The sequence below is a fragment of the Levilactobacillus namurensis DSM 19117 genome, from assembly GCF_001434785.1.
Classification (GTDB): Bacteria; Bacillota; Bacilli; order Lactobacillales; family Lactobacillaceae; genus Levilactobacillus; species Levilactobacillus namurensis.
Window position 1 is genome coordinate 24,914 of sequence record NZ_AZDT01000007.1, and the last position, 20,284, is coordinate 45,197.

Here is a 20,284-nt window from a genome sequence, read left to right on the forward strand (position 1 = left end):
ACCAATGTTTTACCACACCATCTATCCGTCCCCGCTGGGCGACCTGACTCTGCTGGCTGACGACCAGGCCCTATACGGTCTCTGGTTCAGTGACCAGCAACATTACGGGGCCAACTACGACCTCGGGCGTTCTACAGGTCAAGTCACGCCCCTGCTGACCCGGGTCACGACCTGGCTCGACGCCTACTTCGCCGGCCGCCAACCGGATCCAGCCACCCTACCCCTCAAGCCCGAAGTCACCGCATTTCGCCAACAGGTGCTCAGCGTGATTCGTCAGGTGCCGTACGGGCAGACCATCACCTACCAGGAAATCGCCGAACAAATGGGTCGGCCCACCGTATCCCGGGCCGTGGGCGGTGCCGTAGGGCATAACCCCATCTCCATCATCATCCCCTGTCACCGGGTGATGGGCAGCAACGGGTCCTTGACCGGGTACGCCGGCGGAATCGACCGCAAGATTGCCCTGTTGACGCTGGAAGGTTGCGACCTCGCCGTGTTACGCGCGGACCGGGCCAACTAAAAAAGGACGATCAACTAAGATCGTCCGTCAGTGACCAATGGGTGGTCACTCCTGCCAAGGATAAGTTGAGTATACCACAACTCCTCCGATGAACCGCCCTTTGCGTGACCTGAAAAAGGCCCCCGCACACAGCGGAGGCCCCATTCAACGTCGATTGAAGGTTTTCAGCGTGATGGTAGTCGTCGAACAACTCCCCCTGTTCCGTTGAACCGATTGAGGTAACGGCTACTTAGCCGTATCTCTACCAGCCAGTGTAAGGGGCCCCGCGACATAAGGGGTAACGCACCGTTCGGTTACGCTTTTCAATAAATTAAAATTCCACACGGCTTAACACCTAAAACGTCGGTCCCCCACAAGGTTGCGGGGAACCGACGTTTTTTAATGGTTAGCGTGCTAACTAGCGGCCGTCCGAGTACAACGGCCACGGTTTAAACCGGACTTACAGGTTTTGACCCTTTTCCCAACTGGTTAAGGAGAGGTTCAGTCCATGCTTGACCAGTTCGTCGAAGAGCGCGTGCGTCCGCCGGGAAACTTCACCGGCCGTCTCCGCGTTGCTCTGGGTTAAGAAGGCCGTAACGTCCTTGGCAGAACCCACGGCTTGATCCGTGGCTTCGACCCGGCTCCGGGCATAGGATTGGGCGGCGTCGCGGTAAGCGTTGATGGCGTCGACATACCGGTGGAAGTGTGGTTCGATGATTACGGACAAGGTCTTCTCTAACCAGTACACGTTGCCGGTCGAGACCGTGGTCGTGGTGTTCTGGTAATCCTCCGGCGTGTCGTTGATGTTGGTAAAGAACGGCACGTACGGGCTGTAAGCGAAGAAGCCCATGGCGACCCATTGAATCGCGGCGTGATCGGCGTCGACATCGTTACGAATCTGCAGGATGGACGAGCATTGGTTGCGGTCCATCGCAATCGGCCGGTACTTCCGTTGTTCCGCGGCCGTGCCCGAGGCGAAGGTGCCGAAGGGATCGTACTTGGTCCCGTTGTAGTGGGACGACAGGAAGAACTGCACGTCTTCGATGGCGATCTTCTTGGCGGGCTGGCGGGTAAACGGCATGTCCTGGCTAGTCGGCTCTTGGTCGATCTCAGGATTGAACAGCTTTTGCCCGTACCAGGTCCGTGGCGTGTTGTAGTAAGCATCCGCTTCACTGTGGGTCCCGAAGATTTCCCGGAAGTTAAAGTGACCGGGTTCGGGGTTCAGGTGGTGCTGGTCCACAAAGTCTACTAGGTCACTGGCGACTAAGAAGTTGGCGGTATCCTGAACGTCGACTTCCTGCATCAGCGTCTGGTTCGGCGCGATGGCGTAGCAGTCGTCCGGCAACCGCATAGCGGCCCAATGATGCCCACCGGCGGTCTCTAGGTACCAGATTTCGTTTTTATCGTTAAAGGCGATACTGTTGCTTTCACCGGTCCCGTACTTCTCCAGTAAAGCACCCAAGCGTTGGGCCCCTTCCTTGGCGGTCTTGATGTACGGCAAGACCAGTGTGACCATGGCCTCTTCGTTGATGCCATCGTCAACTAACGGGTCGTAGCCCAAGACCCGGGCGTTGGTCGCCGTGGTCTCGGTCGCACTCATGCCGACGTTAAACTCGTTGATGCCGGCTTCTTCGTACTGGCCATCACTCTGGTCAGCCTGTGGCGTCCCGGTGTAGCGGTAGGCGTGGGCTGGCAGCGGCACTGTCACGCCCGTGGTGATCGATGTAAATGATGCGTTCGGTTGGTCCTGCGCTGCGTGGACCACGAACTTAATTGGATTGACTGGACCGTAACCATCTTCGTTACGGGCAACAATCGTGGAACCGTCCATACTGGCGGCTTTACCGACTAGAATCTCGGTACAATCGGAACTCTGTATCTTCAATTGTTCCGCCCCCTTTGCTTAATAGTATAGGAGTAACCGGGAGGCAACGCTAGCCGATAATGAGAAAATGATGAAAAAGTTACTTGTAATGCAAATCGCCGCGCCGGTGATGCCGCCAGGTCTCAACTGAAAGGCAGACACCCCAGATGACATCGTAACCAATCGTCACGGCGAAGATTACACCCAGCCAAACGACGGGGTGAACCCACCAGGCAATCAAAATCAGGAACTCAATAATTCCCACCCAGTTCTTATACCGGTCCGACCAGCGAATGAACGGGCTGTAATTGGTGAAATCAATTTGTGTTTTTGCGTGCATATTCGGTTAACTCCCCTACTTCGATGATTTAAATCCGCGTGAAGCTCGCCACTGCCGTTGGTACTCGCGCTGGGCGATGACGTAAGTGACCACCGCCCAGGCACCCGTGATGACCAGACTCCCCGCTGTCACCCATTCGAGCCAGGGCCACTGAACCTAAAACAACGCAATGACGCCGACAATCAAGACCCATTGCGTCCAGTGGGCCACCCCATCTAAGATGTGCCACCACCGTGGTAGTTTCTGACAATCAATTTTGTCCGTAAAAAACATGACATCCCCTCCTCATTTTTAGGATACACCTTGTTTCTGGAAACACCAAAAAGCGTCGGTTGCTAAGCAACCGACGCCGTGAATCTGGGCTAGTGCACTTTCTTAATCATTGAAGGCTAGAGTGATATTGATTTTATATCCTTGCTAAAACCGTAAATGCTTAAATGATTAGACCTTATCTAAAAAAACTAACAAGAATTCAGCGCTAGTCGCTACCATAAATTCTCATCAAAAATCCACATAGAAAACTTCACGCGTGAGGGTAAGCCGTGAGGGTGGTCAGCACAATAGTTGCGTTTTAGTGGTTCCAGAGAACCGCTTTAGCCGCTTCCTCAGTCGCAAATGGTCCAGGAATCGTCGCAGTTCCCCGATGGTTGCCGAAGTAGTCTTGGTTGAAGATGATGTCGGAACCATCTGGTGCTTCATAACGTTGTTCTGGTTCGAAAGCTTCCCCTAATGTATCCGTAGTGATGATGCCTTCCGCATAGTCACCAATCAGGTCAAAGAGGTTGGTCTTAATGGTGGTCTGATCACCATCTTCAACTAACTCAAAGTCCACTTTATCCTTAGTGTTGACCAAGTTGTCGGTTTCCTTCTTCCAAGCTTTGGCCCCGTTGAAGTACATGTTGCCGGCCGCCCAGATTGGTAAATGACCAAAGTGCGCACTCATCAGCTCGTTCATGTCGTTTTCCTTCGCGTAGGTCCCGTCAAGCCGGGCAAACGGTGCGTACCACTCGTCGTAAGTTGGGTAATCGTCAAAGCCGTTAGTCCCGACTTGTTCGGTGTCGTCCGCTTCCCGGTCAACCAAGGTCTCCTGATCCTTAGGTTCCACTGGCCAGTTCTGGACAAAGATGTTGTTGTAGAAACGGTCATCCCCGTGCAGGATGGTCATGAACCCAGCCACTTCAGTCCGGTGTTGGATGTGATATGGCGTGAATCGTGGTTCGGTCTTCCCTTCGCCAGGGTAGTCCGTGTTGGTCCCAATGGAAGTAATGGACCCCAGCATTAAGTTGTGAACACAGGCAACCCCTTCAGTCGCTAACCGCAGGGAGGCCTTGGACAGCATCAAGTTATTATCGATCAGAGTTGGCCCATGGCTAACTTCCACGAAGATGTCTTGACTTTGCATGGCCCCCATGATTCGGACGGCCGTTCCATCAGGCGCATAGTTATGGTCTAAGAGGTTCTGGGTAATCCGCGTCCCTTGTGCTTCCCAGTCCGTCCAGATTCCCATGGTGCAATCGTGGATGTGGTTCCGCCGAATGATCACGTCAATGGCCGCGTGCATCTTAATCCCGGCAATTTCGGCACCAGCTAATTCTTGCATATTGTTAATGTCGTGAATGTGGTTGTCTTCAATTAAACTGAAGACGCCCCCCTGGCGGCCAACGATACCGTTTTGTTCACAATGGTGGATGTTGCACCGCCGCACGATATGGTGCCCGATATTTTCCTTTAACCAGCCATGGTATTGGCCCCGGCAGACGGCATCCCGTTCCATTTGGGTCGGGCTCTTCACGTGTTTATAAGTGAAGTACTGGTCATTGACGGGATCTTTGTACTTCCCTAACGAGATACCGGAACACCGGCTATGGGCGATGTCACAGTCTTCAATAATCCAGTTCTTGGACCAGTGAGGACCAATCATCCCATCTTGATATGAAGCCGGTGGTGCCCAAGTCGTGGCCGCCTTGTTGATCTTAAAGCCACTAACCGTGATGTTACTGATACCGGTCTCCTGGGGCATGAAGACTTCTCGCCGAACGTTGATTTCCACGTTTTCGTGGTTCGGGTTCTTCCCCTGGAAGTTGGCGTAGATAACAGTCTCGTCCTTGTCTTCATCTTGTTCGGTATACCACTTATAAACCGAGTTCTTCCGCTCCCAAGAACGCCCGTAGACCTTGGCTTCCAGACATTCCTGTAAGGAATTGGTTTCGTAGAATTGACGGTCGTTCATGTAGACCGCACCCGTGTGCTTATCAACGGGGCCAAAGTACCAGTCCCCCATCACGTAGGTGGTGTACGGGTTCCACGCGCCAAACACGCCGTTATTGATTCGGGCGACCCAGACATTATCCTGGTAAGGTTGCCAGCTCTTAACCGCTTCGGCCCCGGTAATCGTTGCCTTCAAGGGCTCGACACTCCGGTATGTAATTCTGGCATCGTCAGTTCCACCATGGATCGGGTTGACGTATTCACGGTAAGTACCGGGGAAGACCAGAACTTCGTCGCCCGGCTGAGCAAGCTTAGCGGCCGTATTAATCTGTTTGTACGGTGCTTCTTTGGTCCCGTTACCGTCGCGAACAACGTTAGCATCAACATAGATTTTCACGTCTAATCACTCCTAATAATGATGACAACTTACTTGAGAAACCACTCATAACCCTCATGCGATTTGTCATATGATTTGTTTTATAAGCGCTTACATCCTGTAGTATACTGGCCATATCCGAATAAGATTTGAATAAACCGCCATTTTTTGGCCATAATTTACAAAACGAGGTGCCCCAATGACGCTAGAACAGCTCTACATCAGCTCCTTAAACCTCCCCGCTGCCCAAGTGAAAATAAGTTCAAGCGGCAACATTATCCAATTCAAAACGGGCAAGATTCTGACCCACAAGTATCTCCAACTCCTCAAGCACGTTTCCCATCATGACGGCTTCACCATCTTCCGCCACACCCAGACGCTCTATACCTTTTGCTTCATCAAAGACCACATTGCCTACCTGATTGGTCCCGAAATCGTCAATGATCTGCCCCACCAGCACCAATTCGACGCCACTTATCAAATCGTCTACCTAGCTAAGCGCCTGAATACCACCGTGATGGGCAAGGACCAGTGCTACAAACAAGTCCTATTCTTCTCACAGCTTCTTGGAATGCCCGTCACCACGGCCCAAACCGACGCCGCCTTTGCACACGCGATCCCCTCGGACCAGCTCAACGACCTCATCACCACCGTTAACTTCAAGGAAAAAGGGGTGCACATCAGCTACGTTTACGAAAAAGCCTTGAAGTCCGCCGTTCTAGCTGGTGATACGGCCGTCATTCACACGGCCTTCACCGGACTGGTCGAGTCGGGACGAATCGGTATCTTATCCGATAAGAGTAAGATCCGGGGACTGAAGAACTGGGGCATCATCTGCGTATCCGTCACGATTCGGGCCGCCATCAACGCGGGCCTCGACTACGACCAAGCCTACTCGTTAAACGACCAGTACGTCCGCACCATCGAGCAACTCGCCTCCTTTACCGAAATCATGCAGACCATCGAGGAAATCTTAGTGGACATGGCGAACCGGGTAAACCACCTGCGCAACGTCCACCTCTCCACTAACGTACGAGCCATCTACCAGGCCATCATGGATTCCCCGGAAACGACCACGACCATTACCCAGTTCGGCAATCAGTTGGGGCGCTCCCCGCGTTACCTGTCCCAGCAGTTCAGACAAGAGATTGGCGTCAGCATTCCCAAGTTCAAGCGATTAGCGAAGGTCAATCAGGCCATTCAGCTAATTAACGCGACGAATTTTTCAATGGCCCGCATCGCCGAAATCCTAAACTTCTCAGATCAAGCGCACTTTACCCGCGACTTCAAGGCCTTGGTGGGGGTCGACCCTTCCACGGTACGCAAGAACCCCCACACCGCAGAGAAGTGGAACCTTTACGACTACACCAAGATCAACGTTGGGGGACGCTGACCATCCCCAGAGTAGCCTGCATCTAAAATTGGACACAAAAAAGCCGCCGTCAATGAGCTATCGTTGACGGCGGCTTTACTATCAATGACTGACAAATAAGCCTTGCTTAGATGTCTACATCATTTCAAAAATATCTTTGATTGCATTAGCGGCTTGATACCGTGTAGCCCGGCTAACGCTTTCGACAATTTCACCATTTCGAGCAACATAGTCATATCCTAGTAGACCGCTTAAAATGGCATATCCATGTATCTTATTACCGTTTATTTTTAATGCCATCGGAAAGCCATTAGGGACAGCAGAGGTTATTGGGAACCCAGCAATCATTTTTGTACGTTCATTATAAACGCCCGAACTCATCACCAAAAAAGGACGTCGAATATTTTTCTGAACCACGCTATGTCCACCATACTCATGACCTGCATGAGGTTCCGCATCTATCCACACAATATCTCCTTGAACCGGCATCTTACCAGACATTTTCTTTACCAATAGACTGACCATGATCGCCAATCCCCATCTCATCCATCGCTGCCTTAACATCATACGACGGATCCTTCTTAAATAAATTTTGATGAACTGGAATAAAAGAGATGATGCCATTTTCATCCATTACTGGTGTATATTCCGCATTTTCCGGAATCTCAAAACTTGATGGAATGGTTACCATTAAAGAGTTTCCTTGCTTTCTAGTTTTAACCTTCATCACTAATTCTCCTCCCACGTTTTAACGTAATTATATATGTAATTACGACGCTGTTCAAGGATTTAATCCTCTCAAAAACTATCAATTCCAGCCATGAAACTAAAAGAAAGTTCCGCCAAACAACACGAAAAAAAACCGCCGTCAATGAGCTATCGTTGACGGCGGCTTTACTATCCTCAATAACGCTTACTTCCCGGCACCGGAGAGCAACATGAAGACGATTGTTGCGGCCAGTGAAGCGAACGTGCACAGCCCGTAGTGGCGCTTGTGCTTAACTTTACTTTTATCTAAGCGCGCGTAATCAAACGCCCACAGGAAGATGAACACCAGTAGGGCCAGATCCGCGATCCCTGATAAGACGTACCAGGCAGTTTGCATATTAAAGCCTACTTTCTAAACGGAACCAAATTAGGTTATTCGGATAAATTTTCTAAACGACTAATGATAAATCAGACCTCTTTTAGTTTAACGCCAATGATACCGTTTACACAACCCCTAATTTTCACCAAAAAATTTTTCGGTAACGCTTTTTATCCAATTTAAACCGTTTTACAGTTCATCCCACCCTTAGCTGGAGTATTGCCATTCAGGCGTTTATATCTAGTCTAATCCACAAGTATTAATGGGTAACCTAAATATAGTATCAACTAACTTTTTATTTCATAAATGTTTTTGATGTTGATTTATACGGACAATAGACCTATACTGTCATTTGTAAGCGATTACTAAAACCGCTTACATGCCATTTTTCAGAGTTACATAGGGTTTGCACTTAATTTTTTCTAAGGAGTGTTTAAGTTGAAGAAAGTCTCAAACGGTTTCATCTATACGTTTGGCGCTTTGGGTGGTCTACTCTTCGGGTACGATATCGCTTCCGTTTCTGGGGCGATCCTGTTTATCCAAAAGCAACTGCACTTAGGACCATGGCAACAAGGTTGGGTCGTTAGTTCCGTCTTAATCGGGGCGATTATCGGGGCCTTAGCCACTAGTAAGTTCTTGGATAAGTATGGTCGGCGGAAATTGCTGATCTGGGCTTCCGTCATCTTCTTCGTCGGGGCCATTACCTCCGGGTTCGCACCAGACTTCTGGGTTCTGCTGGTCACCCGGGTTATCCTCGGGATTGGGGTCGGCATTACTTCCGCTCTGATTCCAGCCTACCTGCATGAACTGGCACCTAAGAACATGCACGGGGCCGTAGCCACCATGTTCCAATTGATGGTTATGATCGGGATTCTGTTAGCCTACATCCTGAACTACACCTTCGCTCACATGTACACTGGTTGGCGTTGGATGTTAGGGTTCGCCGCCTTACCAGCTGCGATCCTATTCTTCGGGGCCCTCTTCTTACCAGAATCACCACGGTTCTTGGTTAAGATTGGGAAGCTCCAAGATGCCCGCAACGTTCTGATGAACACCAACAAGGGTAACACCGAAGCCGTTGACAAAGCCTTGAACGAAATCAAGGAAACTGCACAACAGAAGACCGGTGGTTGGAAAGAATTATTTGGTAAGGGTGTTCGTCCAGCCTTAATCACTGGACTGGGTGCCGCTATCTTCCAACAAGTTATCGGTTCCAACAGTGTTATCTTCTACGCACCAACCATCTTTACGGATGTCGGCTGGGGAGTTATCGCCGCGCTGTTAGCCCACATCGGGATCGGGGTCGTTAACGTCTTGGTTACGGTGGTTGCCATGTTCTTGATGGACAAGGTCGACCGGAAGAAGATGCTGATCTTCGGTGCCTCCGGAATGGGGATCTCCCTCTTAGTCATGTACGCTATCCTGAAGTTCGATAACGGGTCGCAAGCCGCTGCTATGGTCAGTGCGATTGCGCTGACCGTCTACATCGCGTTCTACGCATGTACTTGGGCCCCCGTTACCTGGGTTCTGATTGGTGAAGTCTTCCCATTGAACATTCGTGGGTTAGGAACCTCCCTATGCTCCGCCACGAACTGGTTAGCCGACATGATCGTTTCACTGACCTTCCCAATGATGCTCAGCTCATGGGGCTTGGACAACTCCTTCCTCTTCTACGCTGTCATCTGTGCCGTTTCCGTTGTCGTGGTTCACAAGAAGTTCTTGGAAACTCGTGGGAAGTCTCTGGAAGAGATCGAACTCGACTTACACAAGCAAGCTGGTGTCACCACGCACTAATGTCAGTTCACTGACAGTTAATCATTGATTAGCCAAAGGCCGCTACCTCATCGTAGCGGTCTTTTTGTGGCAAAAAGGGTCCGGCAACCTACGCTGCCGGACCCTTGATTACTGCCTCATTTAAATGGTGAGCTTTAACTTAAGCGCCCCAGACATTCCCCATTGACCGTTCACCGTTGGCATCTTGGTAAACCGTCACCTGCAGGTTCTTTTGGGGATTACGGAAAAGGTAGACATCTTTCTCCGCCGAAGTAGCAAATAACTCCCACTTGCTGGCGTCACGCCCCATCTTAGTCAGTTCCCGGGCGGTCCAAGTTTTAATGTCTTCTGTTGCGTTAGTTTTGATCAAAGTAACATCCTTTCAGGGTCCATGCTCAATCTTAGTTAGCACGTGATAGATTCGTTATTGTACAAATCATTTGTACACAATATAATTACCACTCTTAGTATACACGCCTAAGCAATCAATTCAACTAACTTGGGAGTTTGTCACACAATTGTCAATAAATTCCGTAATTTTTGGTCAATCATGCCGCATAACTTGCCAATGATCCTAATGAAAGCGGCTAATTTTCGGAATTAATTTGTTCGTTCACTTTACTAACCTGATACGCTAGCCCATCATTGGTGCTACCACACCCTGGTAAAAACGCTAAAAAGCCGATAACCACCGCACATAATGCGCAATGGTTATCGGCTTTTACTTTTTTTAGATCAGTCACCACGGTAAAGCGTGACCCATTATTCTCCTGCATCCGTTGCGGTACTGCGCTGTTCCTTCCGTTGCACGGCTTGCCGCCAACGGTGTCGCAGTGCCTTGGCAATTTCGGTAATCACCAACACCACGATCCCCGCAAGGATCGGAATCCCCCACCCGTAAGTGAAGTTGGCACTGGTGGTGTGGAAGACGCTTTGCATGGGTGCCCAGTAGATGATCATGGCCTGCAAGAGCAGTAAGACGCCCACAATCAGGAAGCTCATCTTGTTACGGAAGAAGTACTTCGACAGCACGGGGTGGTCGTTCTGCAGGTTGAAGAGGTAGAAGACTTTCCCGAAGATGATGACTTGTAAGGTCATGGTACTGCCGATCACGGTAGCTAGCCCTTGGCCCGTCAACAGGTCGTAGGCGAACATCCCTAACCCAGAAATCAGCAGGGACACGTAAACCACTTCGAAGACGTCATACTTGGACAAAATTCCCTTCGCCACGTCCCGCGGTCCCCGGCGCATGATGCCCGGTTCGGTAGGCTCGAAGATGAACGCAAATTGAATCGTCAGGGCCGAGACCATGTTGATCCACAACAGCTGGGTCGGGAACAACGGTAACGACTGGCTCATCAAGATACTCATCACCACGATCAACCCTTCGGCGAAACTGGTAGGGAGCAGGAAGCGAATCGTCTTACGAATGTTGTCGAAGACGTGCCGACCTTCCCGGACCGCCCCTAAAATCGAGGTAAAGTCGTCGTCCGCCAAGACCATGTCGGCGGAATCCTTGGCCACGTCGGTCCCCCGGATTCCCATGGCAACCCCAATGTCGGCTTGCTTTAAGGCCGGTGCATCGTTCACACCATCCCCGGTCATCGACACGATATGACCCCGCTTCTGTTGAGCCCGAACGATTCGGAGCTTATCAGCGGGAGTGGTCCGCGCGAAGACCGTGTAGCGGTCAATCTGCTCAACCAGCTGGTCGTCACTTAATTGGTTCAATTCGGGACCCGTAATGGCCCGCGCTTGTTCGGCCAGATTTAGCTGTTCCGCAATCGCGGCCGCCGTTTCGGGGTCATCCCCGGTGATCATCTTAACCTTGATCCCCGCATACCGTAACTGCTTGACGGCATCGGCGACTCCGGGACGTGGTGGGTCAATGATCCCCGCCATCCCGGCCAGGTGGAAGTTCTTCCCAACCGGCAAGTCGTCCACTTCATCCGCATCCGTGGCAACCGGCTGGTACCCTAAGGCCACCACCCGTTTCCCTTGACGCGTCAGCTGCGACAATCGGTCCTGCCAAGCTGCTGCATCGACCGTCTCGCCATTTTCCTGCATCAACCGAATCAGGGTCTGAGGGGCCCCCTTGACCAGCAACCACCGCTGGTCGCGGAAATCAACCAGACGAGCGGAGTAGCGAATCGCCGAGTCAAACGGCAACGAATCGATCTCGGCCGGGTCCGGGTCCGCGTGCAGCATCTTATGGTACAACGCCGTCAACGCCCCGTCGGTAGGTTCTCCCGTCAAAACCCACTGACCGTCTTCCTGGTGGAATTCGGCGTCAGAGGTCTGGCCGGCAATCTGAACCAACCAATCTAGGTCGGAGCTGGCTTGCCAATCAACTGTCTGTTCCTGTTCATCGACGATCTGGCCCGCCGCATCGTAGCCCACGCCGGTCACGGTGTAGGTGTGGTGCGGCGTCAAAATATCCGTCACGGTCATTTCGTTCTTAGTCAGGGTCCCGGTCTTATCGGTGTTCACGATATCCACCGCACCTAGCGTTTCTACGGCCGGTAACGTCTTGACGATTACGTTTTGCTTAGTCAGCTGTTGGGTCCCCATCGCCAAGACCACCGAGGTACTGGCGGGCAGCCCTTCCGGCATTGACCCCACGACCATGGTGATCACGGCGATCAGTAACGTTGGGAGACTATAGACGTGGGTGATCATCCCTAAACCAAACAGGAGGAAGGCCACGACTAGAATGGCCAATGACAGGCCTAAGCCCAGGCTGTTCAGGTTCTTCATCAACGGCGTCGGCTGAGCCTTCACCTTAGCCACGTGCTGTTGGATACTCCCAATTTCGGTCTGGGTCCCGGTCACCGTCACGATTCCCCGGCCCGACCCATTGGTCACGGCCGTGGAGGCGAAGGCTTGGTTCTGTCGTTCCGCTAAGGGTAAGTCCTGGGCGGCAATCGGCTCTTCGATCTTCTCGACCGAATCGGTTTCCCCGGTCAGGGCGGATTCTTGAATCTTCAGGTTATCCGCGTCGATCAATCGTAAGTCGGCGGGCACGGTATCCCCGGCCTCCAACTGGACGATATCACCGGGAACCAGTTCCCGGGACGGCAACGAGATCTTTTGGCCATCGCGGAACACCACGGCTTCGGACACCAACAACGCCTTGATTTTAGCCAAGGCATTATCCGCCGAACGTTCCTGGAAGAACCCAATGAACGCGTTGGCGATGATGACCAACCCGATAACGATCGAGTCGGAGTAGTGGTGCATGAAGAACGTCATGATGGCCGCGGCGGCCAAGATGTAGATGATACTGTTATTGAATTGCTTTAAGAACCGTAACAGGTTCGACTGGGGCTTAGCCGTCAGCTCGTTGGGGCCGTACTGCTTCAGCCGTTGCCGGGCTTCCTGGTCACTTAACCCCTCATCGGGATCAGTGTGGTAGGCCGCCTGCAAGTGCTGCGCATCGAGTTGCCACAAGGGTTGCTGACTCGGCTCCGAATCGGGGGCCTCGGTTGGTTCTGGGGTAGGTTGGTGCATATCTGGCTTCTCTGCCATAGATTAAGGTCATCCTTTCTGGGTTCTAAAAATTAACGGTCTGGTACGCGAAACGTCTGATAGCCGAAGTACAAGACGGCCACCCCCTTTGCCTAGTTTGATTACTTTACATTCTATCAGGTTACCCCACCATTTGCTGAAATTGACCATTAAAGTCTAAAAGAATTCACAATTTAAACTCATTTTCCATCAGTTTGTTCGCCAAACAGACGGTTTGCCCGCCTAAACGCACCTTAAGGTTCCTAGAGCACTTTAAAGTGCCGTCTTCTTTTTGATCAGCGCAGCTCGTATACTCTTGAGTATTCACTTAACCGGCGGGACCAAAATACCGGCCCACCGCCCATTCAAAGGAGGGTTTACCCATGCCATCACGCACCATCTCATCAAACTGGATTCTACTATCACTGGCCATCAGCGCCTTTGCCATCGGATCCACCGAATTCATTAGCGTCGGACTCTTGCCCTTATTGACGCGTAGCTTCGGCATCTCACTGTCTCAAGGCGGCTTGACCGTCTCCCTCTACGCCGCCGGCATCACGGTCGGCGCTCCCGTCTTAGCCCTATTGACCAACCGCTGGAACCGTAAGCACCTGTTGCTGGCGATCATGGTTACCTTTCTGATTGGAAACCTCCTCGCGGTCACCGCCCCGACGTTCGGGATTCTCCTAACCGGCCGGATCATCGCGGCTCTGGCACACGGAATCTTCATGGCGATTGCGTCCTTAATTGCCGCGGACGTGGTGGCGCCCCAGAAACGGGCCTCGGCCATTGCCGTGATGTTCACTGGGCTGACCCTGGCGACCGTGACCGGGGTGCCCCTGGGGACCTTCATCGGCGAACACCTAGGCTGGCGGGCCTCGTTTCTCTTTCTGATTCTGCTGGGTCTAGTCGGGTTGATCACTAACGCCCTCCTAGTCCCACGCAACCTCCCACTGCCACGCCCGACCAGCGTCAAGGGAATCTGTCGGATTCTAAAGCAACCGCAGCTCCTCTTGATCCTGATCATCACGGCCTTAGGCTACGGCGCGACGTTCCCGGTCTACACCTACCTCACCCCCATCCTGAACCAACAGATGGGCTGGTCGACCAGTGCCATCGTGGTCATCCTGGTGTTCTACGGAATCGCCGTTGCCATCGGAAACACCCTCGGCGGACGCTTCGCGAACCGGCGGCCCCTGCCCGCCATCATCAAGATGTTCGTGGGCTTAGCTCTGGCCCTCCTGCTGGTCCGTTTGACCATTAACTTGCAGGTCTGGGGACTGCTGGCCGTCGTGGTCATGGGTCTCTTCGCCTTCATGAACGTACCTGGTCTCCAACTGTACATCGTCCAGTTAGCCGAGACCTACACGCCCAACGAAGTCTCCTTGGCCTCCGCCCTCAACATCTCCGCCTTCAACGTGGGCATCATGCTGGGATCCGGGTTAGGTGGCCAAGCCGTCGCCCAGGGTCAGCTGACCAACACGCCTTGGTTGGGGATCGGCATGTTGATTTTCGGCATCGGCGTTGCGGCAGGCTTACAGCGTCTAGAAAATCGGCAACCGCAACGAAACATCGTCAAAGAGCACCACTAACCATCGTGGGGTCATCCTAAAAAAATTAGGGTGACCCCTTTTCTAATTCGAACAAATAGTGTAAGATAATAGTTATTGTCATGACTTGCCCCGATGGCGGAACTGGCAGACGCGCAGCGTTCAGGTCGCTGTTTGGGTAACCAAGTACAGGTTCGAATCCTGCTCGGGGCATCATGAAAAAGGGCACCACGTGAGTTTAGCTGACGTGGTGCCCTTTTTGGGTTGTCTGAGATCTTTTGTCCACGGTCTTCACTATCGCTATAGACTAATAGAGGCATAGAAGCCCTCCATCGGGTAACTTCTATGCCTCTCAGCTTAGTATTTTTCCTTAATCCTTACGCGCTGATTTTAAAAAGCTCATCCTAATCATCTGCCACCTTACTGAAGCGTCCGCAACGCCAACAGCGCAATCCCGTTCAACGACGCGTTCTGCCGGTAGAACGCCGGTTTTAAGACCGGGGGAAAGGGAACGCTCTGGGCTAGCTTAGCGGTCAGTGCTGGCGCAATCTGGTGGTAAGCCGCCTGCATGCCCCCACCTACGGCCACCACGGCGGGATCCCAAGCAATGCAGAGATTGCTGAGGTTGACCGCCCAGGTCGTCAGGAGGTGATCTTTAAATTGCTGCAACGCTGGTGACAAGGTTGGGGCCTGCCACAGGTCCTTTGCCGTGTAAGGGTGACCGACTAGCGCCGTCAGCTGTTGCCCAATGCCCTGACCGCCCGTGGCCTCTTCCAGCGGTGCATGGCCGGTCGCAAACCCGGCCGAGCTCTGGGCGTCCAATAGCCAATAGCCCACTTCACCAGCTGCGCCGTGACTGCCCCGCACCACCTGATTCCCCAGGGTCAACCCGGTCGCAATGCCGGTTCCCAGGTTCAGATAGAGTCCCGCCGAGGTCCCCTTTAAGGCCCCGTTGAGCAGTTCGGCATAGGTCGCCGACTTCACGTCGTTTTCAATCAAGACGGGTACCGCGGGGAAGACCGTCTGTAGGCTCGCCCGCAGGTTCACCTGGTCCCAGCCCTGGATGGTCGGGACCAACTTCAAGTGGTCCCCGTCGACCACGCCGATGGTACTGACCCCGATGGCGGCGAAGGTCAACTGCGCCCGCGATGATGAACTTATCCTGGGCGCGCCACTCACCAGTCGCACTGATGGCCGCCAAGGCGATCTTGGTGCCCCCAATGTCGATGGCTAACACGCCCGTTGCTGTCTGTGTCATGTTTGTCGCCCCCCCTATGCACGCTTCTTAAAGGGCCAGTCGTTCTTGACCACGAATGACCGTCCCAAGAAGACCAGAATCCCCACGACCGTCCACACGACGGCCAAACTGATTGCCGACTTGCCGGAAGAGAAGAACACGAAGCCCCACCCGATAAACGCAATCAAGCTCGGCACCGGGTACAGCCATTCCTTATAGGGCCGCTGCAACGTTGGCCGCTTCTTCCGTAAGACGGACAGCGCGATGATCTGCATCATGAACTGAACCACGATCTGAACCGCCATCAGCGCGTTGATCACCGTGGTCAGGTCGAAGAAGCAGCAGACCACCATAATGGCGCCAATCACCAGCAAGGAATAGTTCGGGAACTTCATTTTAGGGTGCAGGTGGGCGAATTGCTTAAAGAACACGCCATCCTTGGCGGCATTGTACGGAATCCGCGAAGCACCTAACAACCCGGTGTAAACCGAAGCGAAGCAGGTCCAAATAATCAATAGCGTAATGATGGTCCCACCCCACGGACCCCAAGCCTTGGTCATGAATAGCGACCCAATGTTCGAACTCTTAGCGGCGGTCTGCCACGGAACGTAGCCGATGATACCGATGTTCATCAAGAGGTCGATCAACGCCACGAAGAGAATCGACAAGGTAATCGACCGGGGAATCGTCTTCCCCGGCTGGGTCAGTTCGTCGCCCATGTAGGCGGAGGTATAATAGCCCAGATAATCGTAGATTGATAGTAACATTCCGGCACCTAGGCCTAAGAAGAACTTGTTGGGTGTAAAGGCCCCTTTAGGAAAATCAAACGCCAAGTGCGGGTCAAAGTGCAACAGCCCGGTGGCCACGATCAGGACCACCGTTAAAATCATCCCAATCCACAGGACCAATGAAATCTTGGCGACACTGGTGACTTGCCGGTAGAGTAAGGCCACGGCTAACAGGGTCACCGCGACCGCAATCAACTTGGTCTGCAGCCCCGTCATTCCCGGGAAGAAGAACTTGGCATAGTTCGCCAAACCAATCGCCCCGCTGGACAGCGTCAACGGTGTAGCCAAAAGGACGGACCAGATGAATAGAAACGGCATCAGGTTCCCCGTTCGGTCGTGGAAGGCCGCCTTCAAATAGTTATAGGTGCCCCCTTCACCGGGCAATGAGCTACCCAACTCACTCCAAATCTGACCATCCAACAAAGCTAAAGCTGCCCCGGCAATCCAGCCAAACATGGCTTGGGGCCCGCCCATGACCGTCAACACCAACGGAATCGTGATGAACGGTCCGGCCCCCATCATCTGCGACATATTAATGGTAATGGCCTGAAACGTCCCAATCTTACGTTCTAATTCTCCCTGTTCTCTCATAGCTACTCCTTCTAAGGCGCCGAATCCGTGTGCCGCACGAATCCAATCACCATTGTGACGACTTTTCGCCAGTTTAGCGCTTTTCCTAGCCGCTAACGGAGAATCAGCCCCGTTTCAGACCTGGTTAGCCCACTTAACTGACGTTATGGCCACCCTTTTTTATGAATATAATCATAGTTTGATTAGGGGGTAATGTAAATAGAAAATTAACGGTTTTCACAAATTTGTAGGTTTGAGAAAGCACAATTGGTATAGTCCTATAGGAAAGGCTGGTCTAGCTGTTTAAATGACTGACTAGTCTGTACTAAATAAAATTGGTTTAATTCTTTTAACTAAATTGGCTTATCTTGAAATCACAACAATACCATTCCCATGTTCAGCATACTAGCCTCACCAGATGCGCCGCTGAAAAGGTATGAATTATGCACATGTTTTCAATAAATATGCATCTAAGCCCACTAAAAAACCTCCCGGCTAGTTCACCGGGAGGTCCCTTTAATCTGTTTAATGTTCACTTAGCCGAACTAAACGATTAGCCTTGCGTTGCGTTGTGGAAATGGTTCGCAGCTGTATCAGCCATCCCGTTCAACTTGGACATGTCAGCGGCGGTAATCGAGAAGTCCAACTGAGCGTTGGCTTCAATGTGGTCCTGACTGGTTGCCTTCGGTAAGGGCAATACGCCATTTTCCAAGCAGAAGCGGAGGGCCAACTGTGCCGCGGAAACGTGGTACTTGGCCGCCATTTCCTTCACAGCCGGGTTATTCAACATGTCACCCGTTGCCAACGGTGAGTAAGCTTCGACCAATAAGTTGTGGTCGGTCGCAAACTTCACGATCTTAGGTTCCGTGTAGCCCACGTAGTATTGAATCTGGTCGACCATCGGGGCCACTTCGGCGTGGGACAAGATGTTCTGCAAATCATGGACGTTGAAGTTAGAGACGCCAATCGCCTTGGCTTTCCCCGTCGCGTAAATCTCTTCCATCGCGCGCCAAACATCGAGGTTCGCCGCGTCACAGTCCTTCCCGATTTCATTCCATGGCCACGGCGCATGAATCAAGTACAGGTCCACGTAATCGATATCCAGATTCTTCATCGTGGTCTGGAAGTCGGCCAACGCCCCCTTATACGACTTGGTTTCAGCAGGCAACTTGGTGGTGACGAAGATGTCGCTCCGGTCGATACCGGAGTCCCGAATCGCCTTCCCCACACTCGACTCGTTCGCGTAAGCCTTGGCCGTGTCAATGTGCCGGTAGCCCGTCTTTAAGGCGTTGGCGACAGCGTCATAGGCGGTCTGCCCACCCGGGATCTGCCAAGTTCCGAAGCCCACTTGGGGAATGGCGGTGCCATTTGCTAATTCAAAGGTATCCGTTAAAACTGCCATATCAAAAAACCTCCATTCAGATGACTATGGGGCCAGTATAGTCCCTTAAGGTCACTCGAAGGCAAGTATTTTGTGAAGGTTTCCACCAGAATCAGGGCCATCAAGTGGTCTGTGATCCTACTGGCATAAATTTGTAATATTACAAATCGCGTGGAAGCCCCAAAACTACCGGTTTCTCTGTTATGATAATTCTGTCGTAAAGATTGCTTAACACAAACAGACGACAAACTAAAGCTTTTTTGGTGCCAGTGCCGGTGGTACCCGGAAACTACCTTCGGCGATAACTGCCTCCAAACCATAACCCCATTGAATCAGACTAAATCCCAGTTTGATTCAATGGGGTTAATTTTTATGCATTTTCGGGGTTCACTTGACCTGCAGGGTCTGGGCTAACCGTTGTAAGACCCGTAAGAGTTCCGCCCGGTCGGCCGTCGAATAATCACTCAGCCGTTCCTGAAGCTCAGCTGCTCGGGCCAGTTGAATCCGTAACAAGCCTTGGTGCCCCGCGGTACTCAGGGTCAATCGGCGGACCCGTTGATCCCGCCGATCGGGCTCTTCAAGCCACCCCGCCGCCATCAACCGGTCGACCTGCCGACTGACCGACGAGTGGTTCCGCCCAATATGGTCCGCCAGTTGGCCCACGCTGATGTTGGGCTGCCGGGCGACCCAGACTACGATGGGTAAGGCCGCCGGCTCCAAGTGCACCCGTGCCCGTTGCAACAGGCAGCGGTCCCGTTGCGGCTGGTCGAAGAACGTCACGATGTCAAACAACGCTTCAAAAATATCACTATCCACGATTTATACCCCCTACTCGCTAGATTAGTCACCAACCATTCAGCTCCTGATTGATTGTTAGTATACCAGAACCATGCTACCATGTGCATGACGCACAGACTAACCTGAAGGAGTGATTGGATGACAAATCCTAAAATCGGGATTATTGTGGGGTCCACCCGGCCCAGTCGTATCGGTCCCAGTATCGCTGATTGGTTGCAAAAGCAGTTAAAGACACCCCACCTGGACGTAGACGTGATTGATTTAGCCCAGATTGACCTGCCGCTTTTAGACGAGATTGCCATGCCCAGCGATGGCCATTACGAACTCGAACATACCAAGAACTGGAGCCGCTTGATTCAGGGCTACCAAGGCTTCGTCTTACTATTCCCGCAATATAATTGGGGCTATCCCGCGCCCTTAAAGAACGCGCTGGACTGCCTCTACAGTGAGTGGCGGGGCAAGCCCGTCAGCATGGTCTCCTACGGCGGACGCGGGGGCTTCCAAGCAGCACTAGCCCTGTCGCTGGTCCTCCGGGGACTCAAGTTCCACCGGTTAAGCACCAACATCGAAATTTCTCTAAAACCCGCCGATCTCGATAGCCACGGGCACTTCAAGGCGCCCAACCAAGCCCTAGCCCCGTATGAATTTAACGTTCAACAGTTAAGTGCCGAATTCCAGCACGTGCTGACCGACTAAGCGGCGTTAAGCGCGAATTAAGCTGTTGCAGCGCTGTAAAACGATGGTTTTACAGCGCTTTTTTCTACGTTTAATCAAGGGACAGATTGTGGCAATCCCCCGCCTTACCGGTTGGCCCTGAAGAGGCTGGAACGTGGTGGGCACGACTTGGAGCCCTGAAAGCCCCAGGTCTTCAAGCTCGACCTTTGGGTAAGCCAGCTGAAAAACGCTGACTAACCCAAACGACACCACTGAGCCT

General features: G+C 52.4%; 18 protein-coding genes and 1 tRNA gene. 6 read left to right on the forward strand and 13 right to left on the reverse strand.

Annotated features, from left to right (window positions below):
• Nucleotides 1-4: 4 nt before the first annotated feature.
• Nucleotides 5-520 carry a methylated-DNA--[protein]-cysteine S-methyltransferase gene (locus tag FD30_RS01400; RefSeq protein ID WP_056943598.1) on the forward strand — a complete coding sequence of 172 codons (516 nt, stop codon included), beginning with the start codon at nt 5-7 and terminating at the stop codon, nt 518-520.
• A 439-nt stretch (nt 521-959) separates the two neighbouring features.
• Here FD30_RS01400 and FD30_RS01405 read toward each other — a convergent pair whose 3' ends face one another.
• The 3 genes from FD30_RS01405 to FD30_RS01415 form a co-directional block, all read right to left on the reverse strand.
• Entirely contained in the window at nt 960-2,384 is a 1,425-nt protein-coding gene (locus tag FD30_RS01405; RefSeq protein ID WP_082604765.1) for a C69 family dipeptidase, read from the reverse strand.
• 79 nt (nt 2,385-2,463) lie between these two features.
• Nucleotides 2,464-2,703: a hypothetical protein gene (locus FD30_RS01410; RefSeq protein ID WP_024747391.1), complete on the reverse strand. Its 240-nt coding sequence runs from the start codon at nt 2,701-2,703 to the stop codon at nt 2,464-2,466.
• Nucleotides 2,704-3,274: 571 nt separating this feature from the next.
• On the reverse strand, nt 3,275-5,308 hold the full coding sequence (locus tag FD30_RS01415; RefSeq protein WP_056943599.1) for a right-handed parallel beta-helix repeat-containing protein: 2,034 nt from the start codon (nt 5,306-5,308) through the stop codon (nt 3,275-3,277).
• A gap of 178 nt (nt 5,309-5,486) precedes the next feature.
• Between FD30_RS01415 and FD30_RS01420 the strand changes: the two genes are divergently transcribed.
• Nucleotides 5,487-6,680 (forward strand): helix-turn-helix domain-containing protein, encoded by a 1,194-nt coding sequence (locus FD30_RS01420; protein WP_056943600.1) that lies wholly within the window; start codon nt 5,487-5,489, stop codon nt 6,678-6,680.
• A gap of 114 nt (nt 6,681-6,794) precedes the next feature.
• On the opposite strand, the gene FD30_RS01425 is transcribed toward FD30_RS01420, so the two are convergent.
• From FD30_RS01425 to FD30_RS01435, 3 genes are all read right to left on the reverse strand, one after another.
• Entirely contained in the window at nt 6,795-7,184 is a 390-nt protein-coding gene (locus tag FD30_RS01425; protein ID WP_225426480.1) for a type II toxin-antitoxin system PemK/MazF family toxin, read from the reverse strand.
• Nucleotides 7,150-7,386 carry a type II toxin-antitoxin system PemI/MazE family antitoxin gene (gene mazE / locus FD30_RS01430; RefSeq protein WP_056943602.1) on the reverse strand — a complete coding sequence of 79 codons (237 nt, stop codon included), beginning with the start codon at nt 7,384-7,386 and terminating at the stop codon, nt 7,150-7,152. Before mazE ends, FD30_RS01425 begins: the two co-directional genes overlap by 35 nt.
• 186 nt (nt 7,387-7,572) lie before the next feature.
• Entirely contained in the window at nt 7,573-7,764 is a 192-nt protein-coding gene (locus FD30_RS01435) for a hypothetical protein (RefSeq protein WP_024747386.1), read from the reverse strand.
• Between the two features lie 420 nt (nt 7,765-8,184).
• Between FD30_RS01435 and FD30_RS01440 the strand changes: the two genes are divergently transcribed.
• Nucleotides 8,185-9,540 carry a sugar porter family MFS transporter gene (locus tag FD30_RS01440; RefSeq protein WP_056943603.1) on the forward strand — a complete coding sequence of 452 codons (1,356 nt, stop codon included), beginning with the start codon at nt 8,185-8,187 and terminating at the stop codon, nt 9,538-9,540.
• Between the two features lie 139 nt (nt 9,541-9,679).
• Here FD30_RS01440 and FD30_RS01445 read toward each other — a convergent pair whose 3' ends face one another.
• Together FD30_RS01445 and FD30_RS01450 are read right to left on the reverse strand one after the other, a co-directional pair.
• Nucleotides 9,680-9,889: a hypothetical protein gene (locus tag FD30_RS01445; RefSeq protein WP_024747384.1), complete on the reverse strand. Its 210-nt coding sequence runs from the start codon at nt 9,887-9,889 to the stop codon at nt 9,680-9,682.
• A 392-nt stretch (nt 9,890-10,281) separates the two neighbouring features.
• Complete coding sequence (locus FD30_RS01450) at nt 10,282-13,047, reverse strand: HAD-IC family P-type ATPase (RefSeq protein WP_056943604.1); 2,766 nt, start codon at nt 13,045-13,047, stop codon at nt 10,282-10,284.
• 362 nt (nt 13,048-13,409) lie between these two features.
• Here FD30_RS01450 and FD30_RS01455 point away from each other — a divergent pair, with 362 nt between their 5' ends.
• Nucleotides 13,410-14,618, forward strand: coding sequence for an MFS transporter (locus tag FD30_RS01455; protein WP_056943605.1), 1,209 nt, complete (start codon nt 13,410-13,412; stop codon nt 14,616-14,618).
• Nucleotides 14,619-14,705: 87 nt separating this feature from the next.
• Nucleotides 14,706-14,789 (forward strand) — tRNA-Leu (locus FD30_RS01460).
• A 207-nt stretch (nt 14,790-14,996) separates the two neighbouring features.
• Here the strand turns inward: FD30_RS01460 and FD30_RS01465 are convergent.
• From FD30_RS01465 to FD30_RS01480, 4 genes are all read right to left on the reverse strand, one after another.
• Complete coding sequence (locus FD30_RS01465) at nt 14,997-15,764, reverse strand: ROK family protein (protein WP_235803239.1); 768 nt, start codon at nt 15,762-15,764, stop codon at nt 14,997-14,999.
• Between the two features lie 84 nt (nt 15,765-15,848).
• A complete protein-coding gene (locus FD30_RS01470) occupies nt 15,849-17,192 on the reverse strand; it encodes an APC family permease (protein ID WP_056943606.1) in 1,344 nt (447 codons plus the stop codon).
• 532 nt (nt 17,193-17,724) lie between these two features.
• Nucleotides 17,725-18,573, reverse strand: coding sequence for an aldo/keto reductase (locus tag FD30_RS01475; protein ID WP_056943607.1), 849 nt, complete (start codon nt 18,571-18,573; stop codon nt 17,725-17,727).
• A gap of 366 nt (nt 18,574-18,939) precedes the next feature.
• Nucleotides 18,940-19,368 carry a MarR family winged helix-turn-helix transcriptional regulator gene (locus FD30_RS01480; protein WP_056943608.1) on the reverse strand — a complete coding sequence of 143 codons (429 nt, stop codon included), beginning with the start codon at nt 19,366-19,368 and terminating at the stop codon, nt 18,940-18,942.
• A gap of 120 nt (nt 19,369-19,488) precedes the next feature.
• Here FD30_RS01480 and FD30_RS01485 point away from each other — a divergent pair, with 120 nt between their 5' ends.
• Nucleotides 19,489-20,046 (forward strand): NADPH-dependent FMN reductase, encoded by a 558-nt coding sequence (locus tag FD30_RS01485; RefSeq protein ID WP_024747378.1) that lies wholly within the window; start codon nt 19,489-19,491, stop codon nt 20,044-20,046.
• Between the two features lie 6 nt (nt 20,047-20,052).
• On the opposite strand, the gene FD30_RS11705 is transcribed toward FD30_RS01485, so the two are convergent.
• Nucleotides 20,053-20,284 (reverse strand): hypothetical protein (locus tag FD30_RS11705; protein ID WP_235803240.1); only part of this gene is annotated, 232 nt, incomplete at its 5' end.